General features: G+C 57.6%; 16 protein-coding genes and 1 pseudogene. 5 read left to right on the top strand and 12 right to left on the bottom strand.

Features of this window, described 5'->3' with window-relative positions:
- Positions 1–128: 128 nt before the first annotated feature.
- The 3 genes from DLD99_RS19130 to DLD99_RS19120 form a co-directional block, all read right to left on the bottom strand.
- A complete protein-coding gene (locus tag DLD99_RS19130) occupies positions 129–1,523 on the bottom strand; it encodes an undecaprenyl-phosphate glucose phosphotransferase (RefSeq protein WP_114884336.1) in 1,395 nt (464 codons plus the stop codon).
- Between the two features lie 382 nt (positions 1,524–1,905).
- Entirely contained in the window at positions 1,906–2,550 is a 645-nt protein-coding gene (locus DLD99_RS19125) for a winged helix-turn-helix domain-containing protein (protein ID WP_114884334.1), read from the bottom strand.
- Between the two features lie 292 nt (positions 2,551–2,842).
- Positions 2,843–3,583, bottom strand: a complete 741-nt coding sequence (locus tag DLD99_RS19120) for a winged helix-turn-helix domain-containing protein (protein WP_085713182.1) — start codon at positions 3,581–3,583, stop codon at positions 2,843–2,845.
- 506 nt (positions 3,584–4,089) lie between these two features.
- Between DLD99_RS19120 and DLD99_RS19115 the strand changes: the two genes are divergently transcribed.
- Entirely contained in the window at positions 4,090–4,920 is an 831-nt protein-coding gene (locus DLD99_RS19115) for an undecaprenyl-diphosphate phosphatase (RefSeq protein WP_114884332.1), read from the top strand.
- Here DLD99_RS19115 and DLD99_RS19110 read toward each other — a convergent pair whose 3' ends face one another.
- Positions 4,921–5,301, bottom strand: coding sequence for a DUF2388 domain-containing protein (locus tag DLD99_RS19110; RefSeq protein ID WP_167443781.1), 381 nt, complete (start codon positions 5,299–5,301; stop codon positions 4,921–4,923). It lies immediately after the preceding gene.
- Positions 5,302–5,376: 75 nt separating this feature from the next.
- Positions 5,377–6,372: a tRNA dihydrouridine(20/20a) synthase DusA gene (gene dusA / locus DLD99_RS19105; protein ID WP_114884328.1), complete on the bottom strand. Its 996-nt coding sequence runs from the start codon at positions 6,370–6,372 to the stop codon at positions 5,377–5,379.
- Between the two features lie 231 nt (positions 6,373–6,603).
- Here dusA and DLD99_RS19100 point away from each other — a divergent pair, with 231 nt between their 5' ends.
- Positions 6,604–7,449 (top strand): hypothetical protein, encoded by an 846-nt coding sequence (locus tag DLD99_RS19100; protein ID WP_114884326.1) that lies wholly within the window; start codon positions 6,604–6,606, stop codon positions 7,447–7,449.
- A 260-nt stretch (positions 7,450–7,709) separates the two neighbouring features.
- Here DLD99_RS19100 and DLD99_RS29445 read toward each other — a convergent pair.
- Positions 7,710–7,917 (bottom strand): annotated as a pseudogene (locus DLD99_RS29445) (hypothetical protein).
- A gap of 584 nt (positions 7,918–8,501) precedes the next feature.
- On the opposite strand from DLD99_RS29445, the gene DLD99_RS19090 reads away from it, so the two are divergent.
- The 3 genes from DLD99_RS19090 to DLD99_RS19080 all read left to right on the top strand — a co-directional run bounded on the left by DLD99_RS19090 (position 8,502) and on the right by DLD99_RS19080 (position 9,999).
- Complete coding sequence (locus tag DLD99_RS19090; RefSeq protein ID WP_114884324.1) at positions 8,502–8,864, top strand: DUF6124 family protein; 363 nt, start codon at positions 8,502–8,504, stop codon at positions 8,862–8,864.
- Between the two features lie 109 nt (positions 8,865–8,973).
- Entirely contained in the window at positions 8,974–9,672 is a 699-nt protein-coding gene (locus DLD99_RS19085; protein ID WP_114884323.1) for a hypothetical protein, read from the top strand.
- A gap of 111 nt (positions 9,673–9,783) precedes the next feature.
- Positions 9,784–9,999 (top strand): hypothetical protein, encoded by a 216-nt coding sequence (locus DLD99_RS19080; RefSeq protein ID WP_096822039.1) that lies wholly within the window; start codon positions 9,784–9,786, stop codon positions 9,997–9,999.
- Positions 10,000–10,041: 42 nt separating this feature from the next.
- Here DLD99_RS19080 and pseH read toward each other — a convergent pair whose 3' ends face one another.
- The 6 genes from pseH to DLD99_RS19050 all read right to left on the bottom strand — a co-directional run bounded on the left by pseH (position 10,042) and on the right by DLD99_RS19050 (position 15,538).
- Positions 10,042–10,593: a UDP-4-amino-4,6-dideoxy-N-acetyl-beta-L-altrosamine N-acetyltransferase gene (pseH, locus tag DLD99_RS19075; RefSeq protein ID WP_114884321.1), complete on the bottom strand. Its 552-nt coding sequence runs from the start codon at positions 10,591–10,593 to the stop codon at positions 10,042–10,044.
- 245 nt (positions 10,594–10,838) lie between these two features.
- A complete protein-coding gene (locus tag DLD99_RS19070; RefSeq protein WP_208647497.1) occupies positions 10,839–11,624 on the bottom strand; it encodes a transporter substrate-binding domain-containing protein in 786 nt (261 codons plus the stop codon).
- Between the two features lie 59 nt (positions 11,625–11,683).
- Positions 11,684–12,547, bottom strand: a complete 864-nt coding sequence (copD, locus tag DLD99_RS19065; protein ID WP_114884317.1) for a copper homeostasis membrane protein CopD — start codon at positions 12,545–12,547, stop codon at positions 11,684–11,686.
- 3 nt (positions 12,548–12,550) lie between these two features.
- On the bottom strand, positions 12,551–12,925 hold the full coding sequence (copC, locus tag DLD99_RS19060; protein ID WP_114884315.1) for a copper homeostasis periplasmic binding protein CopC: 375 nt from the start codon (positions 12,923–12,925) through the stop codon (positions 12,551–12,553).
- A 31-nt stretch (positions 12,926–12,956) separates the two neighbouring features.
- A complete protein-coding gene (locus DLD99_RS19055; RefSeq protein ID WP_114884313.1) occupies positions 12,957–13,814 on the bottom strand; it encodes a copper resistance protein B in 858 nt (285 codons plus the stop codon).
- 11 nt (positions 13,815–13,825) lie between these two features.
- Positions 13,826–15,538, bottom strand: a complete 1,713-nt coding sequence (locus DLD99_RS19050) for a copper resistance system multicopper oxidase (protein ID WP_114884311.1) — start codon at positions 15,536–15,538, stop codon at positions 13,826–13,828.
- Between the last annotated feature and the right edge of the window lie 47 nt (positions 15,539–15,585).

The raw sequence follows: 15,585 nt of genomic DNA, 5'->3' as shown, positions 1-15,585 counted from the left end.
CGTCAGTCCTGTCGACATCAATTCACCTGACCCTCCGTGCTCGCAAGCTGCCCGCCAACCCCCAAATCCCGCCCACAAAAAAGGGGACTTTCGTCCCCTTGCGGTGTTGCCTTTCGAAGCGCTGCGTCTCAGTAAATATCCTTCGACAACAGGGTAAACGGCGTCTTCACCAGAATCTTCACATCCAGCCACAGCGACCAGTTGTTGATGTACTTGAGGTCGATCTCGACACGCTTCTCCATCTTGTCGAGAGTGTCGGTCTCGCCACGGCAGCCGCTGATCTGCGCCAGGCCAGTGATGCCCGGTTTGATTCGGTGACGCGCCATGTAAGCGAGGATCTTGCCCGAGTAATAGTTGTTGTGCGCCACGGCGTGCGGACGCGGGCCAACCAAGGCCATGTGACCTTGCAGCACATTGAACAGTTGCGGCAGTTCATCCAGCGAAGTGCGGCGGATAAAGCGCCCGACGGCGGTGATGCGCGAATCGTTGCGGCTGGCCTGTTTGACTTCACGGTCATCGTGGACGCGCATCGAGCGGAACTTCCAGACCTGAATCACCTTGCCGTTCCAGCCATGGCGATCCTGCTTGAAGAACACCGGGCCCGGCGAGCTGAGCTTGACCGCCAGCGAGATCAGCAGCAGCACCGGGCTCAACAGGATGATCGCCAGCAGCGCGACGCTTTTTTCCATCAGGCTTTTGCTCAGGGCGGCGGTCGGGCGGCTGGTCAGCGGGCTTTCATTGAGGTAGATCGCCGGTAGGCCGTCCACGACTTTTACCGAGTGGTTGAGCAGCGTCAGGCTGTTCAGATCCGGCACCCAGACCACATCGACGTTGGCATCCAGCAGATCGACATACATCGCTTCGATCTTCGCCGCTTCGGACAGCGACAGCGTGATGTACAGGCGGCGGATATCGTGGCGTTTGATCAGCTCCAGCAAGTTTTCCTGATCGCCGACGACCCGTGGAGCATCGGCGTCCAGAGCGGGCAGGGTGCCGTTGCTGACCAGACCCACCAGCGGCAGGTTTTCGTGTTCGCTGAGCTTCTTCGCCAGGCCCAGGGCCAGTTCGCCGGTGCCGACGATCAGGGTCTTGTGCTCGCTTTTGCGGGAACGCTGGTAGTACTTCGAAAACGCATGCAGCGGCGCATACAGCAGCGCTTGACCCAAGAAGCCGTACACCGCCCAGTCAAGAATCACCTGGCGCGAAAACAGCTCGTCGGCCTTGCAAATGAACGCGATGAACGTCAGCCCGGCCATGGTCATCGACCAGCCCATCAGCAGCCGTCCGAGGCCGGTCAGGTAGTTATCGCGCTTTCGGTAGGCGCCGCTGAACGTGTAGGCCGGAACCGAAGCCAGCACGGCCAGCATGGTGCACATCCGGTAATAGAACTCGACCGTTCCCGTGTGCTGCTCAGCCAATACAAATAACAGTGAAACAATAAAGCACTGTGCCAGCGCCCATTGGCCCCAGAAGGTAAGTCCCTTGAGGCCGGTGTTTCGGTTGATACGTAGAGTGAGATCCATATGCGATATCCCCAAAAGACTTCCATTCAGGTTTCGACAGTTGAAATCCGAGTTGTTAAGCAGAGTTGTTTTTGTTTTAGGTGCCCATGTTCTGAGGTAACAACATCGGTATGCCGAACTGTCGTCAATCAATAGACTAAGTTATTGGGGAAGAAGCTGTCTGACGAGTTCTAACAAGATGGCAAAGTGCCAAGCAATTGATTGGGGAAATAATCGAACGTTAGAAAAGGTCAAAGGGCAAAGGGTGAACAAACAATAATCTGTTTGCTATCGTAGGAAGGGTGAGGAGGGAAGCACTATTGAAAAGGAGGTTCAAACAAGCAAAGTGCTTTTTTATTTTTGTTATTGCACTTGCTTCAATTTCTGGATGTGGGGGCTGTGCTCAGGCAACAACTTCCTGGATCAGGCAATAACCACGATTGCGCACGGCACGAAACAGCCGTTCACCATTGCTGGCACTTTTGAACTTGTCTTGAAGACGGCTCAGGCACATTTCCAGTCCGCGATATTGTTCCGGTTCCCGGCCGATGCTGAGGATCAGATCGTCGCGACTGACAACGCGTTCTTCGTGGTGCAGCATCTTTCTGACCAGTGCGGTTTCGAGGCCGGTGAGGCTGATCTCGACACCTTCCTTGACGAGTGCGCCCTGGTCATTGTCCAGATGCCAGGCCTCTGTGCAGGGAACATTGCCTTCAATGAAGCCGGCGTCTTCTGTTGCCGGCGTATTCTGGAACGAGTTTACCGATTGTGCCGCCAGCCACTCGGATTCGAGGGTGGCCAATATGCGCTGTGTATCGTGTTCAATACTGCGAGCGACGCTTTTCCTTGTGCCGCGTGGGTAAGTGAACTCCATGAGCGTGGGAGTGGAAGAGGGCGAAGCAACACCTTCAACAAACATTTGTGCCTGGGACGTACCGAACGAATTGAAACGCTCGCTGGAGAGAATGCTCTCGAGTTCACGTTGCGACGCAGAGTTATTGGTCACGACAACAAAATATTTGCGTGGGAGGGTTGTACTGGTTTCCATGTCTCTCTCCTGAATAACGCACCAAATTTGGCTAAAAGGTAATCGGCAGACGAGTTATAACGCGCTCGGAAATAATCGACAGGCAGGGTCTGGGCCCGATTATGGCCCGCGACAAGTTCCACTGGGTCTGCTTTTAGAGTAATGATTTATTGTTATGTTTAAGTGTTGCAGCGCTCATTCAATTGACAGCTTTTTATTGGATGGATAATGCAAATAAAACGGTGAGACCGTGGATTGTTGTAGCGTTGCATCAGACGTTCCCTCGTATGCTGCAAATGGTGATTTCCCTGACTCAGGCGGTCGAGATCAACCCCCTCATCAGACGGTAGCCATACCCGCGAATGCTCTGTATGGCGTTCGTACCGTACACGTCCTTGATTTTCCCACGCAAGCGGCTGATGGATTTTTCCAGCGCGCGAGGGTCGTAGAAATGCGTGTTGAGCCCCATGATGCCGGCGATTTCGTCATGGCTGAGAATGTGATTGCTGGTTTGCGAAAACGCTTCCAGGATCTTCATCTCGGCAAAGGAAATGTCCAGTTTCTTGCTGGTGTCGGAGAGGCAGATACGGGTCGGGTCCAGTATCAGATCAATGTCACGCAGCCATTCTTCACTGCTGAAGAACTCACTCAGCAACTCGCCGCCCTCATCGGAAAGGGTATTGAGCTTGATACAGAAGTCTGCACCGGCAAGATGGTATTTGATCTTGTTGTGGGCGCCGCGACCGGTAATCACCGCACAAATGATCGGCTTCAAGTTCTCGGTGCGCAGGTTCTCCACCAGCGCCAGATTGTCTTCCAGTGCTTGCGGAGTATCGATGACGATGAAAATGGCGCGATAGGCGCCGTGATATTCGTTTGGCTGATATGAACTAGTGAAAGAGTCGGCTTCCAGCGCCAGACCGGTCTGCACATGTTTGGCGATTAGCGCTCTGAAGTGTTCGGCCACAGCACGGGTACGCGCCAGGGCAAGAACACCTGGCGCGTCGTTTGTCTGGTGCGAGCTTCTAGTCGCTAAGTTCCCTGTAAGCATCATGCCTTGACTCGAAAAAGTGCTGACATCGGGATGTTAAAGCACCGGTTCTCATCTGTGACTGACAATTGGTAACATTCGCGCGATTTTTAGACGTGGCTCCCGAGTTTTTTAACAATAATTAAGCTTTTCAAGCTTTTAGTTGATTTTCTCGGGGTGCTGAACTAACGAAACGAACGTCGTTAGATGGTGGCGATGTGCAATGGTGCCACTATTTTGTAATTATGGCGACCGGTTTTTATGTCCTATGGCCAGTATGGTTCGTCGCCAGAATCAGGGGAGTGTGAGGTGGGTCACATTTTAGGGGCGCAAGGTTATTTTTTCCACTAAGTGAACAAGTTCACAGACAGACGATTATTAACATGGCTTGAGTGTGTCTTTTGATAAGACATATTCTCCGTCACCAAATCGGGCAATGACTGTAGATCTGCCAATTGTTTAATTGCAGATACTCAATGCCTGAATGCAGTTGACCGGGCGCTCTTGAAGAGCGTTCTGACGGAGGATTAATGGATTTACTGACCTTGTTCAAGGTATTGGTTTTAGGTGCGGTAGAAGGTCTCACCGAGTTCTTGCCCATCTCCAGTACGGGCCACCAGATTATCGTTGCCGACTTGCTCGACTTCGGTGGCGAACGCGCGATGGCGTTCAACATCATTATTCAACTGGGCGCCATTCTTGCCGTCGTCTGGGAGTTTCGCCCGAAGATCTTCGAAATCGTCAAAGGCCTGCCGACCCAGCGCAATGCACAGCGCTTCACCCTTAATCTGCTGATCGCATTCTTTCCGGCCGTAATTCTGGGCGTGTTATTCGCCGATGCCATTCATCATTACCTGTTTAACCCGATCACCGTGGCGGTCGCACTGGTGGTGGGCGGTATCGTGATGTTGTGGGCCGAAAAACGAAATCATGTGGTGAGTGTCGAGCACGTCGACGACATGGCCTGGTCCGACGCGCTGAAGATCGGTTTCGTACAGTGCCTGGCGATGATTCCCGGCACCTCGCGCTCCGGCTCCACCATCATCGGCGGCCTGCTGTTCGGCCTGTCGCGTAAAGCCGCCACGGAGTTCTCATTCTTCCTGGCAATGCCGACCATGGTCGGCGCGGCGGTGTACTCCGGCTACAAATACCGCGACCTGTTCCAGGCAGGCGACCTGCCGGTCTTCGCCCTGGGCTTCGTCACCGCATTCGTGTTCGCGATGATCGCCGTACGCGGTCTGCTCAAGTTCATTGCGAACCACAGCTACGCCGCGTTCGCCTGGTACCGGATCGCGTTTGGTTTGCTGATCCTGGCGACGTGGGTGTTTGGCTGGGTGAACTGGACGGAAGCGACTGCCTGATCACTGACTGCTGATCAGAGTGGCGATGGCGAGGTCGCTTAACTCTGTATCAGGTGATTCCCGACGAAAACGCTGCAAGGCTGACGTGAAATATGCGGCTTGCAGCATGCCGTCGCTGGCGAGGAAATAACGTGCCGCTTCTATTTCCTCTACCGAATACACACGCTTTTTCAGCCCGGAAATGTCCGACATCCCGTCGACTGTGACCATCGTCGTCGTGAAAACCAGAAAACCAGACATCTGGGTAGATTGAAAAGGGCCATCTCCCCCCTCACCGCACCCCTTCAAAAAATCACAGGATGCATAGGCGCTTGCATAGAGAGTCGAGAGTAAAGCGAGGAGGGTGAAACGCTTGAATAAAACGCGGCTGAACGCGGGCATAACCAAAAGACATCCTGTCAGTACAACAAAACACCGGGCAACGCTCATTCGTTGCCCGCACAATCAACGCATCGATCAACGACCCGCCAACAACTCCGCCGCCTGATCCAGCAACGCCAACGGATCCTTGGCCTTGTGAATATCCACCGACAACAACTGCCGAAACTTGCGCGCCCCCGGGAAACCGGTGCCCAGGCCCAGCACATGGCGCGTGATGTGATGCATCGCCCCGCCAGTCGCCAGATGCTCGGCAATATAAGGCCGTAGTTGCGCCAACGCCTCGGCCCGCGTAATCACCGGCGCCGAACTGCCGAACAACTGCTGATCCACCTCGGCCAGCAGATACGGATTGTGATAAGCCTCACGGCCTAGCATCACCCCGTCAAAGGTCTGCAAATGCTCATGGCAGGCCTCCATCGTCTTGATCCCGCCGTTCAGAATGATCTCCAGCTCCGGAAAATCCGCCTTCAACCGCGCCGCCACGTCATAACGCAGCGGCGGAATGTCACGGTTCTCCTTCGGCGACAACCCTTCCAGAATCGCAATCCGCGCATGCACCGTAAAACTGGTGCACCCGGCATCCCGCACCGTGCCGACGAAATCGCACAGCTCCTCATAACTGTCCCGCCCGTTGATCCCGATCCGATGCTTCACCGTCACCGGAATCGACACCGCATCACGCATCGCCTTCACACAATCCGCCACCAACTGCGGATGCCCCATCAGGCACGCACCGATCATATTGTTCTGCACCCGATCACTCGGGCAGCCAACGTTCAGATTCACCTCGTCATAACCGTGCTCCTGCGCCATACGCGCGCAAGCGGCGAGGTCCAGCGGGACACTACCGCCCAACTGCAACGCTAGCGAGTGCTCGGCTTCGTTATGACGGAGGAAACGTTCGTGATCGCCGTTAAGCAGAGCGCCGGTGGTGACCATTTCGGTGTAGAGCAGGGCGTTTTTCGACAATAGGCGTAGGAAGAACCGGCAGTGACGGTCAGTCCAATCCATCATCGGCGCGACGGAGAAACGGCGGGAGAGTGGGGCGGGTGTGGCGGTGATTGGGGGCATTGGGGGTACGGAATCGGTGTGGCTGGGAGGTGGGGGAGTTTATCAGGAATGGCGGGGTGGGGCTTGGGAGGCATCTGAGAGGTTTTCTGACAAGTGCAGCAGCTTGAAAAAGGGGGCTGATAGATGAGTCCCCATTTCTGTTTTATGGAAAAACACCTTCACTGCTTGCGACAAGCCCAGTGATCGATTCGAATAGCCTGCTCGAAATACTTCCCTGTCAGGACGACCTCAATGCCCGGCAACACGCTTGAAAAGAGGCTCCATAACGAGCTCCGACTGTTCGTCATACCGCTTTGCGGAGGCGTCGTCTATGCCGCCGTGAAAGTGATGGTCTACGGCTTCAGCGATGCAGTGCTGTTCTCCGGCTTTCTTTTTGGCTGCATCCTCTCTGCCGTGTTGGGCATTCCCTTTCTGCTCCTGGGCGACCGCCGTTGCCCAGAGTCTCGGTTGCGGCATGTGCTGAGCGGGTTGATTCAAAGCCTGATGGTCAGCCTTTCCTACCGGGGACCGCTCTGGCAAACGCTGTTGATATCGTTTGTCGGCGGTGTCGCATTGGGCGGGCTGTATACCCTGGCCCTCGGCGCCATAGAAAAAATCCCTGCCTCAAATCAGGACCGTGCAACACGTGGCTGGGGGGCGATTGTTGCCATCCCGTTGTCGGGAGGGCTGGCATTGGGCACCGTCGCCGTCATTGCGACTATCAGTCAGTCGAGTGGTCTGCTGAGTATCGTCTCGATGTTCTTCATGCTGTTCCTCATCGGCGGGCTTATCAGCATGCTGGTCAGTTGGCCAATGCTCTGGCTGGTGGAGCGTTTTCTCACCACGCGCCTGCGCTACCTGATCGGCGGCGTGATGAGTAGTTTCTTTGTCTGGCTGCTGTCTGTCGCACCAGTTTTTTTGGCGAAGCCGCAAGCCCTTCTGAAAGGCGCGGAACTGTCACCTCGCGGATTCTGGCCGGGGCTGATCGTCTATCTCGTCATCGGTCTGGTTGCGGGTGCGGTGTATACGGCGATCATCGGTTTTCTGGCTCGCCGCGGCAGGAGGAATGATTCACGCGGCAAGCCGGCATCCAACTGATCGCTGTCAATGTAGGACTGAAAGGGGACAATAAATAAATCTGTCCCCATTGTTTTCATTGCTTGGATTACCTGGTGTGACCGTGAATTAGAGGAGGGCGGTGTTGGGGGGGCAAAAATGGGGCAAACCGTACGCCAATAATGGCATTCAATGCCAATAATGCATTTATGCATGCGCCGGAATGGATGGTGAAACCCTGCGCGCACGGGGAGTTGGGACTCAATTTCCGAAATACTCCAGCACAATCGGAGTGTGGTCTTTCAGAGGTTTTTGCTCCGGAGCTTTGCCAGGCTCTGTTTAGTGTGTCCAGCGTTCTCTCCAATCACCCACAAGGCCCCGCGAACGTTGTCTCCGACTTCGGTGAAACCTTGCTGTTCAACATGAAGCGTCAGCTCCATCAGCTTCCAGATCGAGCTGATTCTGGTAGATCCTTTCCAGCACATCCGATAACGAATACTCGTCAGCCATAGCATCGACTCCTTTCGAAAAAGGAAAGCATAGTACCGGTAGTGCCCTTTGTGGGCGGTAGCTGCTGAATGCTTAGAAATTGCTACAAAGCATTGTGTCTTTGAGGACATGGCCAGGCTGGCCGGGGTGAAGACGAGGGACTACGCCCAATCAATCATCGGCCCGACCGGAGTTCCGCTGCCAAGATAGCGATTTGCTAGCCACAAATCCCCAGAGTTTGTTTTAAACAAAAAACTGCTCGTTTAAAAGAGTTTTGTCGTAGTCATCCAAACCCTACACATCCTTGCGCCACCCCCTACACCTAAGACAGAATCCGCCGGCTTGTGCGTCTAGGGCGCGGGTTTTATCGTTCCTGGGTCACTGAAAACCAGTGATCGGGTTTGGTAGCCCGGATTCCGTCAGAAGCACAAGACTACTGTCTTGCGGAGGCTTTCAGTGCTTTCGTTTTATGGTGGTCATGCGCAGGGCATCTTCGGATGCGCCGGGGTTCCTGACGGCCGGTCTACCAACCTGCGTATGGCCTCCGCCTTTCGTTTGGTAGCGAAGGTGATGGCTCCTAACCTTTATCTGTCGGGAGTTTCACTATGTTCAAACCAACACCCAACCCACCCGAAACCGATCCGGTTTCACCTTATCAATTCCCAGATTCCAAAAAACTCAACGAAGCCGCCGAACGCGCCCTCGACCATTACCTCACCCCGCAACAACGCATCATGGGCAGTCACACCCAGCACGACCCCATGTTCCTGGCCAACCCTGCCTACACCAGCGAATCCCTGTTGGCCAACGCCAGCGAGTCCCTCGATTCCGCCAGTGAAATGCTCAGCAACTTCGCCGCGATTCTGGAACCCGGTCACCGCAAAACGGCACTGGGCATCGCGCAGGTGGTGATGGTCGCGGGGCTGGCGGTGAATCAGGCGCTGGATCACGTCGAGCCGAAGTCGTAAGTGCAAACACCTTCCGTGGCGAATGCCGCCACGGGAGGGCAGTGTTTCTTCAGATTTCCTCAACATGGACGACAACTTACGCATTCCATTCCGCGTTTTTGAGTTGTCCATGAAAAAACTAGTTGTCGTGATGTTTGCCGTCCTGTTTCTCGCAGGCTGTGCCAATCAGAAGTTCAAACCCGAATACCGCACGCAGATCCACACCGTGAAGATTCTCCCGGTGACGTGGAGCAACAAGGAAATGACCTACATGGGCCGCGAGCAGGCCTGGGGCGCTGCAATCGGTGCCGGTGTCGGCGCGGGTGTCGGGATGGCGTCCCATGCCGGTAAACTGGGTACGGCGGCGCTCAGCGGGGCCGGGTTTGCGGCGGGGTTGAAGGCCGGGGATCTGGCGTCGATGTCCACGGTCGAGGCGATTCAGTACAACATGGCGACAGCCGATATCGACCTGGGCAAGTTGGTGAAGAAGGGGTTCGAGGATCAACTGGCGGCGACCGGTCGTTTCAAGGTGGTTGCCGAGAATGAGCCGGCGGATGCGGAGATCAAGTTGACCGTGGTCAATTGGGGTTTTGCGCTGACTCAGGGTTTCAGCAGCGTGGTGTATCCGACGATTGTGGTGAACGGTTCGTTGAAGCGCGGTGAAGAGTTGATCTGGCAGCGCAATGAGCCGATTACCGCGTTCAACGGCGCCAACACCTACGGTTACGAGCCGCTGCGTTATCGCACCGAGCCGGAGCTGGTCCGTGAGGCGTTGACCGGTGTTTCGCAGATTGTTGGCACTTATCTGGTCAAGGATCTGAACGAGTAATCACCGCTCTGCCTGAACCCGCGCTGTCGATGGCGAAAGTTTCATGTTGTCGGCGCGCGGGGGCGCCTAGGATGCAGCGATAAGATCGTTTCATCCAAGGGGAGCCCCACCATGCGTGCCAATGTCGTCAAAGTGCTGTTGATCGCTGCAGCTGTCTCGGTATTGAGTGCCTGTTCGGGCTCCGGTGGGTTGACCACTACCAGTTGTTTTTCTTCGGATTGCCAGTCGCCGGAAGGGCGCGCCAGCGCCAATACGCTGAAGTTCGGCGGCACCGGTATTGGTGCCAGTCTCAACCAGTACAGCTCCGGCATGTTGCATGACGACTGAATAGAAAAGGGCGCCCATCGCGGGCGCCCTTTTTCGTATGGCCTAGATCGCGCCGATGCGCTCGACAACTTTCTGCAATGCCGGTCGCTTGGCCAGCCACTCATCCCTGGTAATCCCCAGCAGCACCACATCAATACGTTCGCCGTCCTTGAGGATGTTCTGTCGTCTGACGCCCTCCAGCTCAAATCCGAACTTCTGATGCATTTTCACCACCGCCGGATTGCTCGCCAGCACTTCGCAATTGAGCTTTTCCAGCCCCGCTTCGGCAAATGCGTAATCCAGCATCCAGAACTCGACCACGCTGCCCAGGCCTTTGCCTTGTAGTTGAACGTCGAGGTAAAACGCCCAATCAGCCGTCTTCTGTACGGTGTTGATTGCATTGAGTGAAACAACGCCAACCGCGCGCTCTTCCTTGAGCACGACAAACACTTGCTGGCGCGAATTGCCTTTGAGGGACGTCAGCCAGTTTGCATGTTCCTGGTCGCTGATTTCGTGGGAGGTGTACATGTATTTGCGCACGTCATCCTGGTTTCGAAGTGTGCGGACGTGGGCCTGGATGGCGGGGTTGGCTTCGGTGAGGGGGACGAACTGCATGGTGCTTTCCTTGTCTCGCGGGCACCTGAGCTGAGCCCGCGGGGTCTATCGTTGATGTTTCAGGTTGTGTTCCCGGGCAGGCGCGCGGGAGAGGGGGGATTTGGGGGTATCGTTTTTTCCAGAGCAATCGCGAAATAAACACCAAATGTTTCAAGGGCTTATTGAACTGTGTCAGTGTTTTGCTCATAAAAAAGGGCGCCTATGGAGGCGCCCTTGTGCGTTTTACGTGGTTCGTCCTGAAAGACTCACTGCGGCCCTGCCAGCCACTCGCCAATGACCTTCTGATACTTCCCGGTCACTTTGCTCAAGTGCAACCACTGATCGACATACAGCTTCCAGCTCATGTCATCACGGGGCAGCAGGTAAGCCTTTTCCCCGTACTGCATGAACTGCTCCGGGTTGACCGCGCACAAACCGGGTTTCTGTTTCTGCTGATACCGCGCTTCGGAAGCGTCGGTGATCATCACGTCGGCCTTGTTGTCCAGCAGTTGCTGGAAGATCGTCACGTTGTCGTGCAGGGCCAGTTGCGCCCTGGGCAGGAAGGCGTGGACGAAGGCTTCGTTGGTGCCGCCGGCAGGTTCGACCAGACGCACATTCGGCTGGTTGATCTGGTCGATGGTCTGGTACTTGGACTGGTCGGCGCAACGCACCAGCGGGATCTTGCCGTCGACGTCGAGGGTGTTGCTGAAGTAGGCCTTTTTCTGTCGCTCCAGGGTCACCGAAATCCCGCCCATGCCGATGTCGCATTTGCCGGCCTGCATGTCCGGCATCAGGGTTTTCCAGGTGGTCTGCACCCACTCGATCTTCACGCCGAGGCTGTCGGCCAGCGATTGCGCCATGGCGATGTCGATGCCTTCGAAACCGCCGTCTTCGCGTTTGAAGGTGTAGGGCTTGTAGTCGCCGGTGGTGCAGACGCGCAGCTGGCCTTGTTGCTGAATGGTGTCCAGGTGCGAGGCTGGCTCTTGTGCATGGGCGGCGTTCGCCATGGCCAGCAGGCTGCAAAAGATCATCGTGCTTTTTTGAATTGTCATGGAGATCGGGCTTGTGCAGTGGGAGTGCGGGCCAGTGTAGTGAAAGGGTTTACCGGGTGTCATCCCGCGTCCGGCCCGAGCGTTCCCAGCCACGCCACCAGCGCCACGACCAACAGCGCAATCCCGAGCTCCACGGCAACGCTGCGTCGTAGCGCATTGGCTGCCACTTGATGCTGGCCGTCGCGCAACGATTGCTCCAGCGACGGGCCGAGGTGAAAGCGGTTCAGTGCCGCTAAAACCAGCATGCCGGCGAACAGCACAACCTTGATCGCCAGCAGAATCCCGTAGGTGCCGAGCAGGACTTCGCCCAGTGTCGGGCCGACGATGAACAGGTAGTTCGCCACGCCGGTCACCGAGAGGATGAGCACAATCGCCGCGCCCACGCCTTCGAAACGTTTGACGGCATCGGCCAGCGAACGAACCTGCGCTTCGCTGAACAGAGCGTCGAGCCGCGACATCAAGATCAACGCCAACATGGCGCCCATCCACGCACCCGCCGCGAGCAGGTGCAGGATGTCGCTGAGCAGGTGCCACGCGCCATCCATCGCGCCGTGCCCGCTCCAGGCCAGAGAGGCGAGGGCGAGTGCGCCGGCTATCGACGCCAGCCACAACCCCGGCCAGATCATCACGACGATCAGTGCAAACATCCGCACCGCCCACGCCACGCCGACATCGGTTTCGAACAGCATCATTTGCAGATGCGGCCACAGCGCCGCGAATTGCGTTTCGCCACTCATGGCGCGGGTCATCAGCACCAGTCCCGCCACTGACAGCAATGCCCCGATCAACGCCATCCCGCGCAACATCGGCCGAAACCGCAGCGTCGTGCCAACGTTGTACAACCCGAACAACGCCACCCCGAACAACAGCAGCAAATCCACGTACAACGCCATCCGCAGCAGGATGTTGATCAGGTCGGCCATCGGTCACTTCACTTTGAACGTGACGTTGCCGGTGATCGGATGGGTGTCCGACGACACCGCGCGCCATTCGACCTTGTAGGTGCCGGCCGGCAAGGGCGCGAGCGGGGTGATGAACATGGTTTTCGGGTCGCTGCCGGCGCTGACCTTGGCCTTCATCGGCATCGGCGAGTGAGCCATGCCGGGCATTTCGGTCATCACCAGTTTGGCGCCGGAGAACTGGGTCATCAGGTTCTCGGAAAAGTGCAGTTCGATTTTCTCCGGCGGCGCGCCGTCCGCGCCTTCGGCCGGGGTCGATGACAGCAGTTTCGGGTGGGCCTGGGCCAGGGTGCTCAGGAGCAAACCGCTGGCGAGAGCGAGGGAAATTTTCAATGTGTGCATGCAAGACCTCTGGGTTGTTTTTTGAAAGGATTCAGAACCACATCCGCACGCCAAGGACGAGTCGTACTTCGCTGCGATCCTCGCCTTCTTCCCGTGCGTAATCGGCGGTGTTGCCGTAGGTGCGGTTCCAGGTCACGCCGATGTACGGCGCGAATTCGCGGCGGATTTCATAGCGCAGACGCAAGCCGGCTTCGGTGTTCGAAAGGCCTGAGCCGATCCCGCGTTGCGGATCGTTTTTGCCGTAGACGTTGAGTTCGGCGGTGGGCTGCAGGATTAGCCGGTTGGTGAGCAGGATGTCGTAGTCACCCTCCAGCCGTACCGCGCTCTGGCCGTTTTCGCCGAGGAACGCCGTGGCTTCGGCTTCGAAGTTGTACAGTGCCATGCCTTGCAGACCGAACGCCGCCCAGGTTTGCGGGGCGCCGGGTTTGAAGTCCTGGCGCACGCCGCTGACCACGTCCCACCATGGCGAAATCGCGTGGCCCCAGAGCGCCTGGATTTCCGCGTCTTCGGTCTTGCCGTTGCTGCGTTCGCCTTCGGAGCGCAGCCACAGGCGATCGATGTCGCCGCCGATCCAGCCGGACACATCCCAGGCCAGGGTGCTGGCGTCGTCGCCGTTCTGCCATTCGAGTTTGTCGGCGAGGAAGTAAGTGTTGATGACGCTGTCGTGCACCTGGTGGCCGCCATGACTGGTGAACACGGCGGCGCGGTCGGCGTCGGTCAACTTCGGGATCGGCGTGCGGCTTTCGGTCGGCGCGGCGGGCTGCATCATGCCGTCGTCCATGCTTTGCAGATCGCCCATCTGGCTGTGGTCCATGCCCTGCATGTCGCTGGCGCCGAACGCCGAAGACAGCGACAGAAGTGACAACGAAAACGCGGCAAATCGAGTCATGGTCGGCGTCCTCATTCTTCCACCCGCACTTCACGGAACATGCCCATTTCCATGTGATAAAGCAGGTGACAGTGAAAGGCCCAACGGCCCAGCGCATCGGCAGTCACGCGATAGCTGCGGCGCGTACCGGGGGGCATGTCGATGGTGTGTTTGCGCACCTGGAAGTCGCCGTTTTCGTCTTCCAGATCGCTCCACATGCCGTGCAGGTGAATGGGGTGGGTCATCATCGTGTCGTTGACCAGCACCAGGCGAATACGCTCGCCGTATTTCAGGCGCAGTGGCTCGGCGTCGGAGAACTTGATGCCGTTGAACGACCAGGCGAATTTCTCCATGTGGCCGGTCAGGTGCAGTTCGATGGTGCGACCCGGGTCGCGGCCGTCGGGGTCTTCGAAGGTGCTGCGCAGGTCGGCGTAGGTCAGCACGCGGCGCCCGTTGTTGCGCAGGCCGAGGCCGGGGTCGTCGAGTTTCGCGGCGGTGGTCATGGCTTGCATGTCCACCAGTGGATTGTCCTTTTCGCTGTCGGGGTGCGACTGCATCGGGCCCATGTTCATGCTGGCGTGGTCCACGGCGCTCATGTCGCTCATGTCCATCGAACCATGATCCATGCCGCCCATGCCCATGTCGTCCATGGTCACCAGCGGGCGCGGGTCCAGCGCCGGCACCGGGGCCGACAAACCGGCGCGGGTGGCGAGGGTGCCGCGGGCGTAGCCGGTGCGGTCCATGGCCTGGGCGAACAGGGTATAGGCGTCGGTGGCGGGCTCGACGATCACGTCATAGGTTTCGGCCACGGCGATGCGCAGCTCATCTACGGTCACCGGTTTGACATGCAGGCCGTCGGCGGCGACCACGGTCATTTTCAACCCCGGGATGTGCACGTCGAAGTAAGTCATGGCCGAGCCGTTGATCAGCCGCAGACGCAGCTTTTCACCGGGGCGGAACAGCCCCGTCCAGTTGGAGTCAGGCGCGTGGCCGTTCATCAGGAAGGTGTACGTGGCGCCGCTGACATCGGCGATGTCGGTGGGATTCATCTTCATCTGCGCCCACATCGTGCGATCGGCGACGGTGGCGCCCCAGCCTTTTTCGCCGACGTCCTGGATGAAATCGCCGACGGTGCGCTTGTGGTAGTTGTAGTAGTCGGACTGTTTTTTCAGGGTTTTCATCAGGCTGGCCGGGTCTTCGTCGGTCCAGTCGCTGAGCATCACCACGTGCTCGCGGTCGTACTGGAACGGCTCCGGCTCCCGGGCGTCGATCACCAGCGGCCCGTAGACGCCGGCCTGCTCCTGCAACCCGGAATGGCTGTGATACCAGTAGGTGCCGTGCTGGCGAACCTTGAATTGATAGACGTACACGCCACCCGGCTCGATGCCCTTGAAGCTCAGGCCCGGCACGCCGTCCATGTTGGCTGGCAGCAGGATGCCGTGCCAGTGGATCGAGGTGTCGGCCTTGAGTCGGTTGCGCACCCGCAGGGTTACGGTGTCGCCTTCGCGCCAGCGCAGCAAAGGGCCGGGGACACCGCCATTGATGGTCATCGCGGTACGCGACTGGCCGGTGAAGTTGACCGGGGTTTCGCCGATGAACAGCTCGAAGTCGGTGCCGGTCAGTTCGTTGAGTTGACCGGAACTGTTGAGTGCCCACACCGGCGAGCGCCACAGGCCGAGGCCGCCGAGCAGACCGCCGGCGGCCAGGCCTTTGACGAAGGTGCGTCTTGAGGTGTTGGAAAGCATGCGCTGGAAGTCCCCGTTTGACCAATGACGGGGAGGCTAACCAGCGG

It is taken from the genome of Pseudomonas kribbensis (assembly GCF_003352185.1).
Lineage (GTDB): Bacteria > Pseudomonadota > Gammaproteobacteria > Pseudomonadales > Pseudomonadaceae > Aquipseudomonas > Aquipseudomonas kribbensis.
This window is presented reverse-complemented; position numbering and strand designations above follow the sequence as displayed.

Bases quoted from the DNA above. Each gene is read 5' to 3' on its own strand.
- DLD99_RS19130 (WP_114884336.1), bottom strand. From the start codon at position 1,523: ATGGATCTCACTCTACGTATCAACCGAAACACCGGCCTCAAGGGACTT.
- DLD99_RS19115 (WP_114884332.1), top strand. From the start codon at position 4,090: ATGGATTTACTGACCTTGTTCAAGGTATTGGTTTTAGGTGCGGTAGAA.
- pseH (WP_114884321.1), bottom strand. From the start codon at position 10,593: ATGCAGTTCGTCCCCCTCACCGAAGCCAACCCCGCCATCCAGGCCCAC.
- copD (WP_114884317.1), bottom strand. From the start codon at position 12,547: ATGGCCGACCTGATCAACATCCTGCTGCGGATGGCGTTGTACGTGGAT.
- copC (WP_114884315.1), bottom strand. From the start codon at position 12,925: ATGCACACATTGAAAATTTCCCTCGCTCTCGCCAGCGGTTTGCTCCTG.
- DLD99_RS19085 (WP_114884323.1), top strand. From the start codon at position 8,974: ATGAAAAAACTAGTTGTCGTGATGTTTGCCGTCCTGTTTCTCGCAGGC.
- DLD99_RS19055 (WP_114884313.1), bottom strand. From the start codon at position 13,814: ATGACTCGATTTGCCGCGTTTTCGTTGTCACTTCTGTCGCTGTCTTCG.
- DLD99_RS19120 (WP_085713182.1), bottom strand. From the start codon at position 3,583: ATGATGCTTACAGGGAACTTAGCGACTAGAAGCTCGCACCAGACAAAC.
- DLD99_RS19080 (WP_096822039.1), top strand. From the start codon at position 9,784: ATGCGTGCCAATGTCGTCAAAGTGCTGTTGATCGCTGCAGCTGTCTCG.
- DLD99_RS19100 (WP_114884326.1), top strand. From the start codon at position 6,604: ATGCCCGGCAACACGCTTGAAAAGAGGCTCCATAACGAGCTCCGACTG.
- DLD99_RS19110 (WP_167443781.1), bottom strand. From the start codon at position 5,301: ATGCCCGCGTTCAGCCGCGTTTTATTCAAGCGTTTCACCCTCCTCGCT.
- DLD99_RS19070 (WP_208647497.1), bottom strand. From the start codon at position 11,624: ATGACAATTCAAAAAAGCACGATGATCTTTTGCAGCCTGCTGGCCATG.
- DLD99_RS19090 (WP_114884324.1), top strand. From the start codon at position 8,502: ATGTTCAAACCAACACCCAACCCACCCGAAACCGATCCGGTTTCACCT.
- dusA (WP_114884328.1), bottom strand. From the start codon at position 6,372: ATGCCCCCAATCACCGCCACACCCGCCCCACTCTCCCGCCGTTTCTCC.
- DLD99_RS19050 (WP_114884311.1), bottom strand. From the start codon at position 15,538: ATGCTTTCCAACACCTCAAGACGCACCTTCGTCAAAGGCCTGGCCGCC.
- DLD99_RS19125 (WP_114884334.1), bottom strand. From the start codon at position 2,550: ATGGAAACCAGTACAACCCTCCCACGCAAATATTTTGTTGTCGTGACC.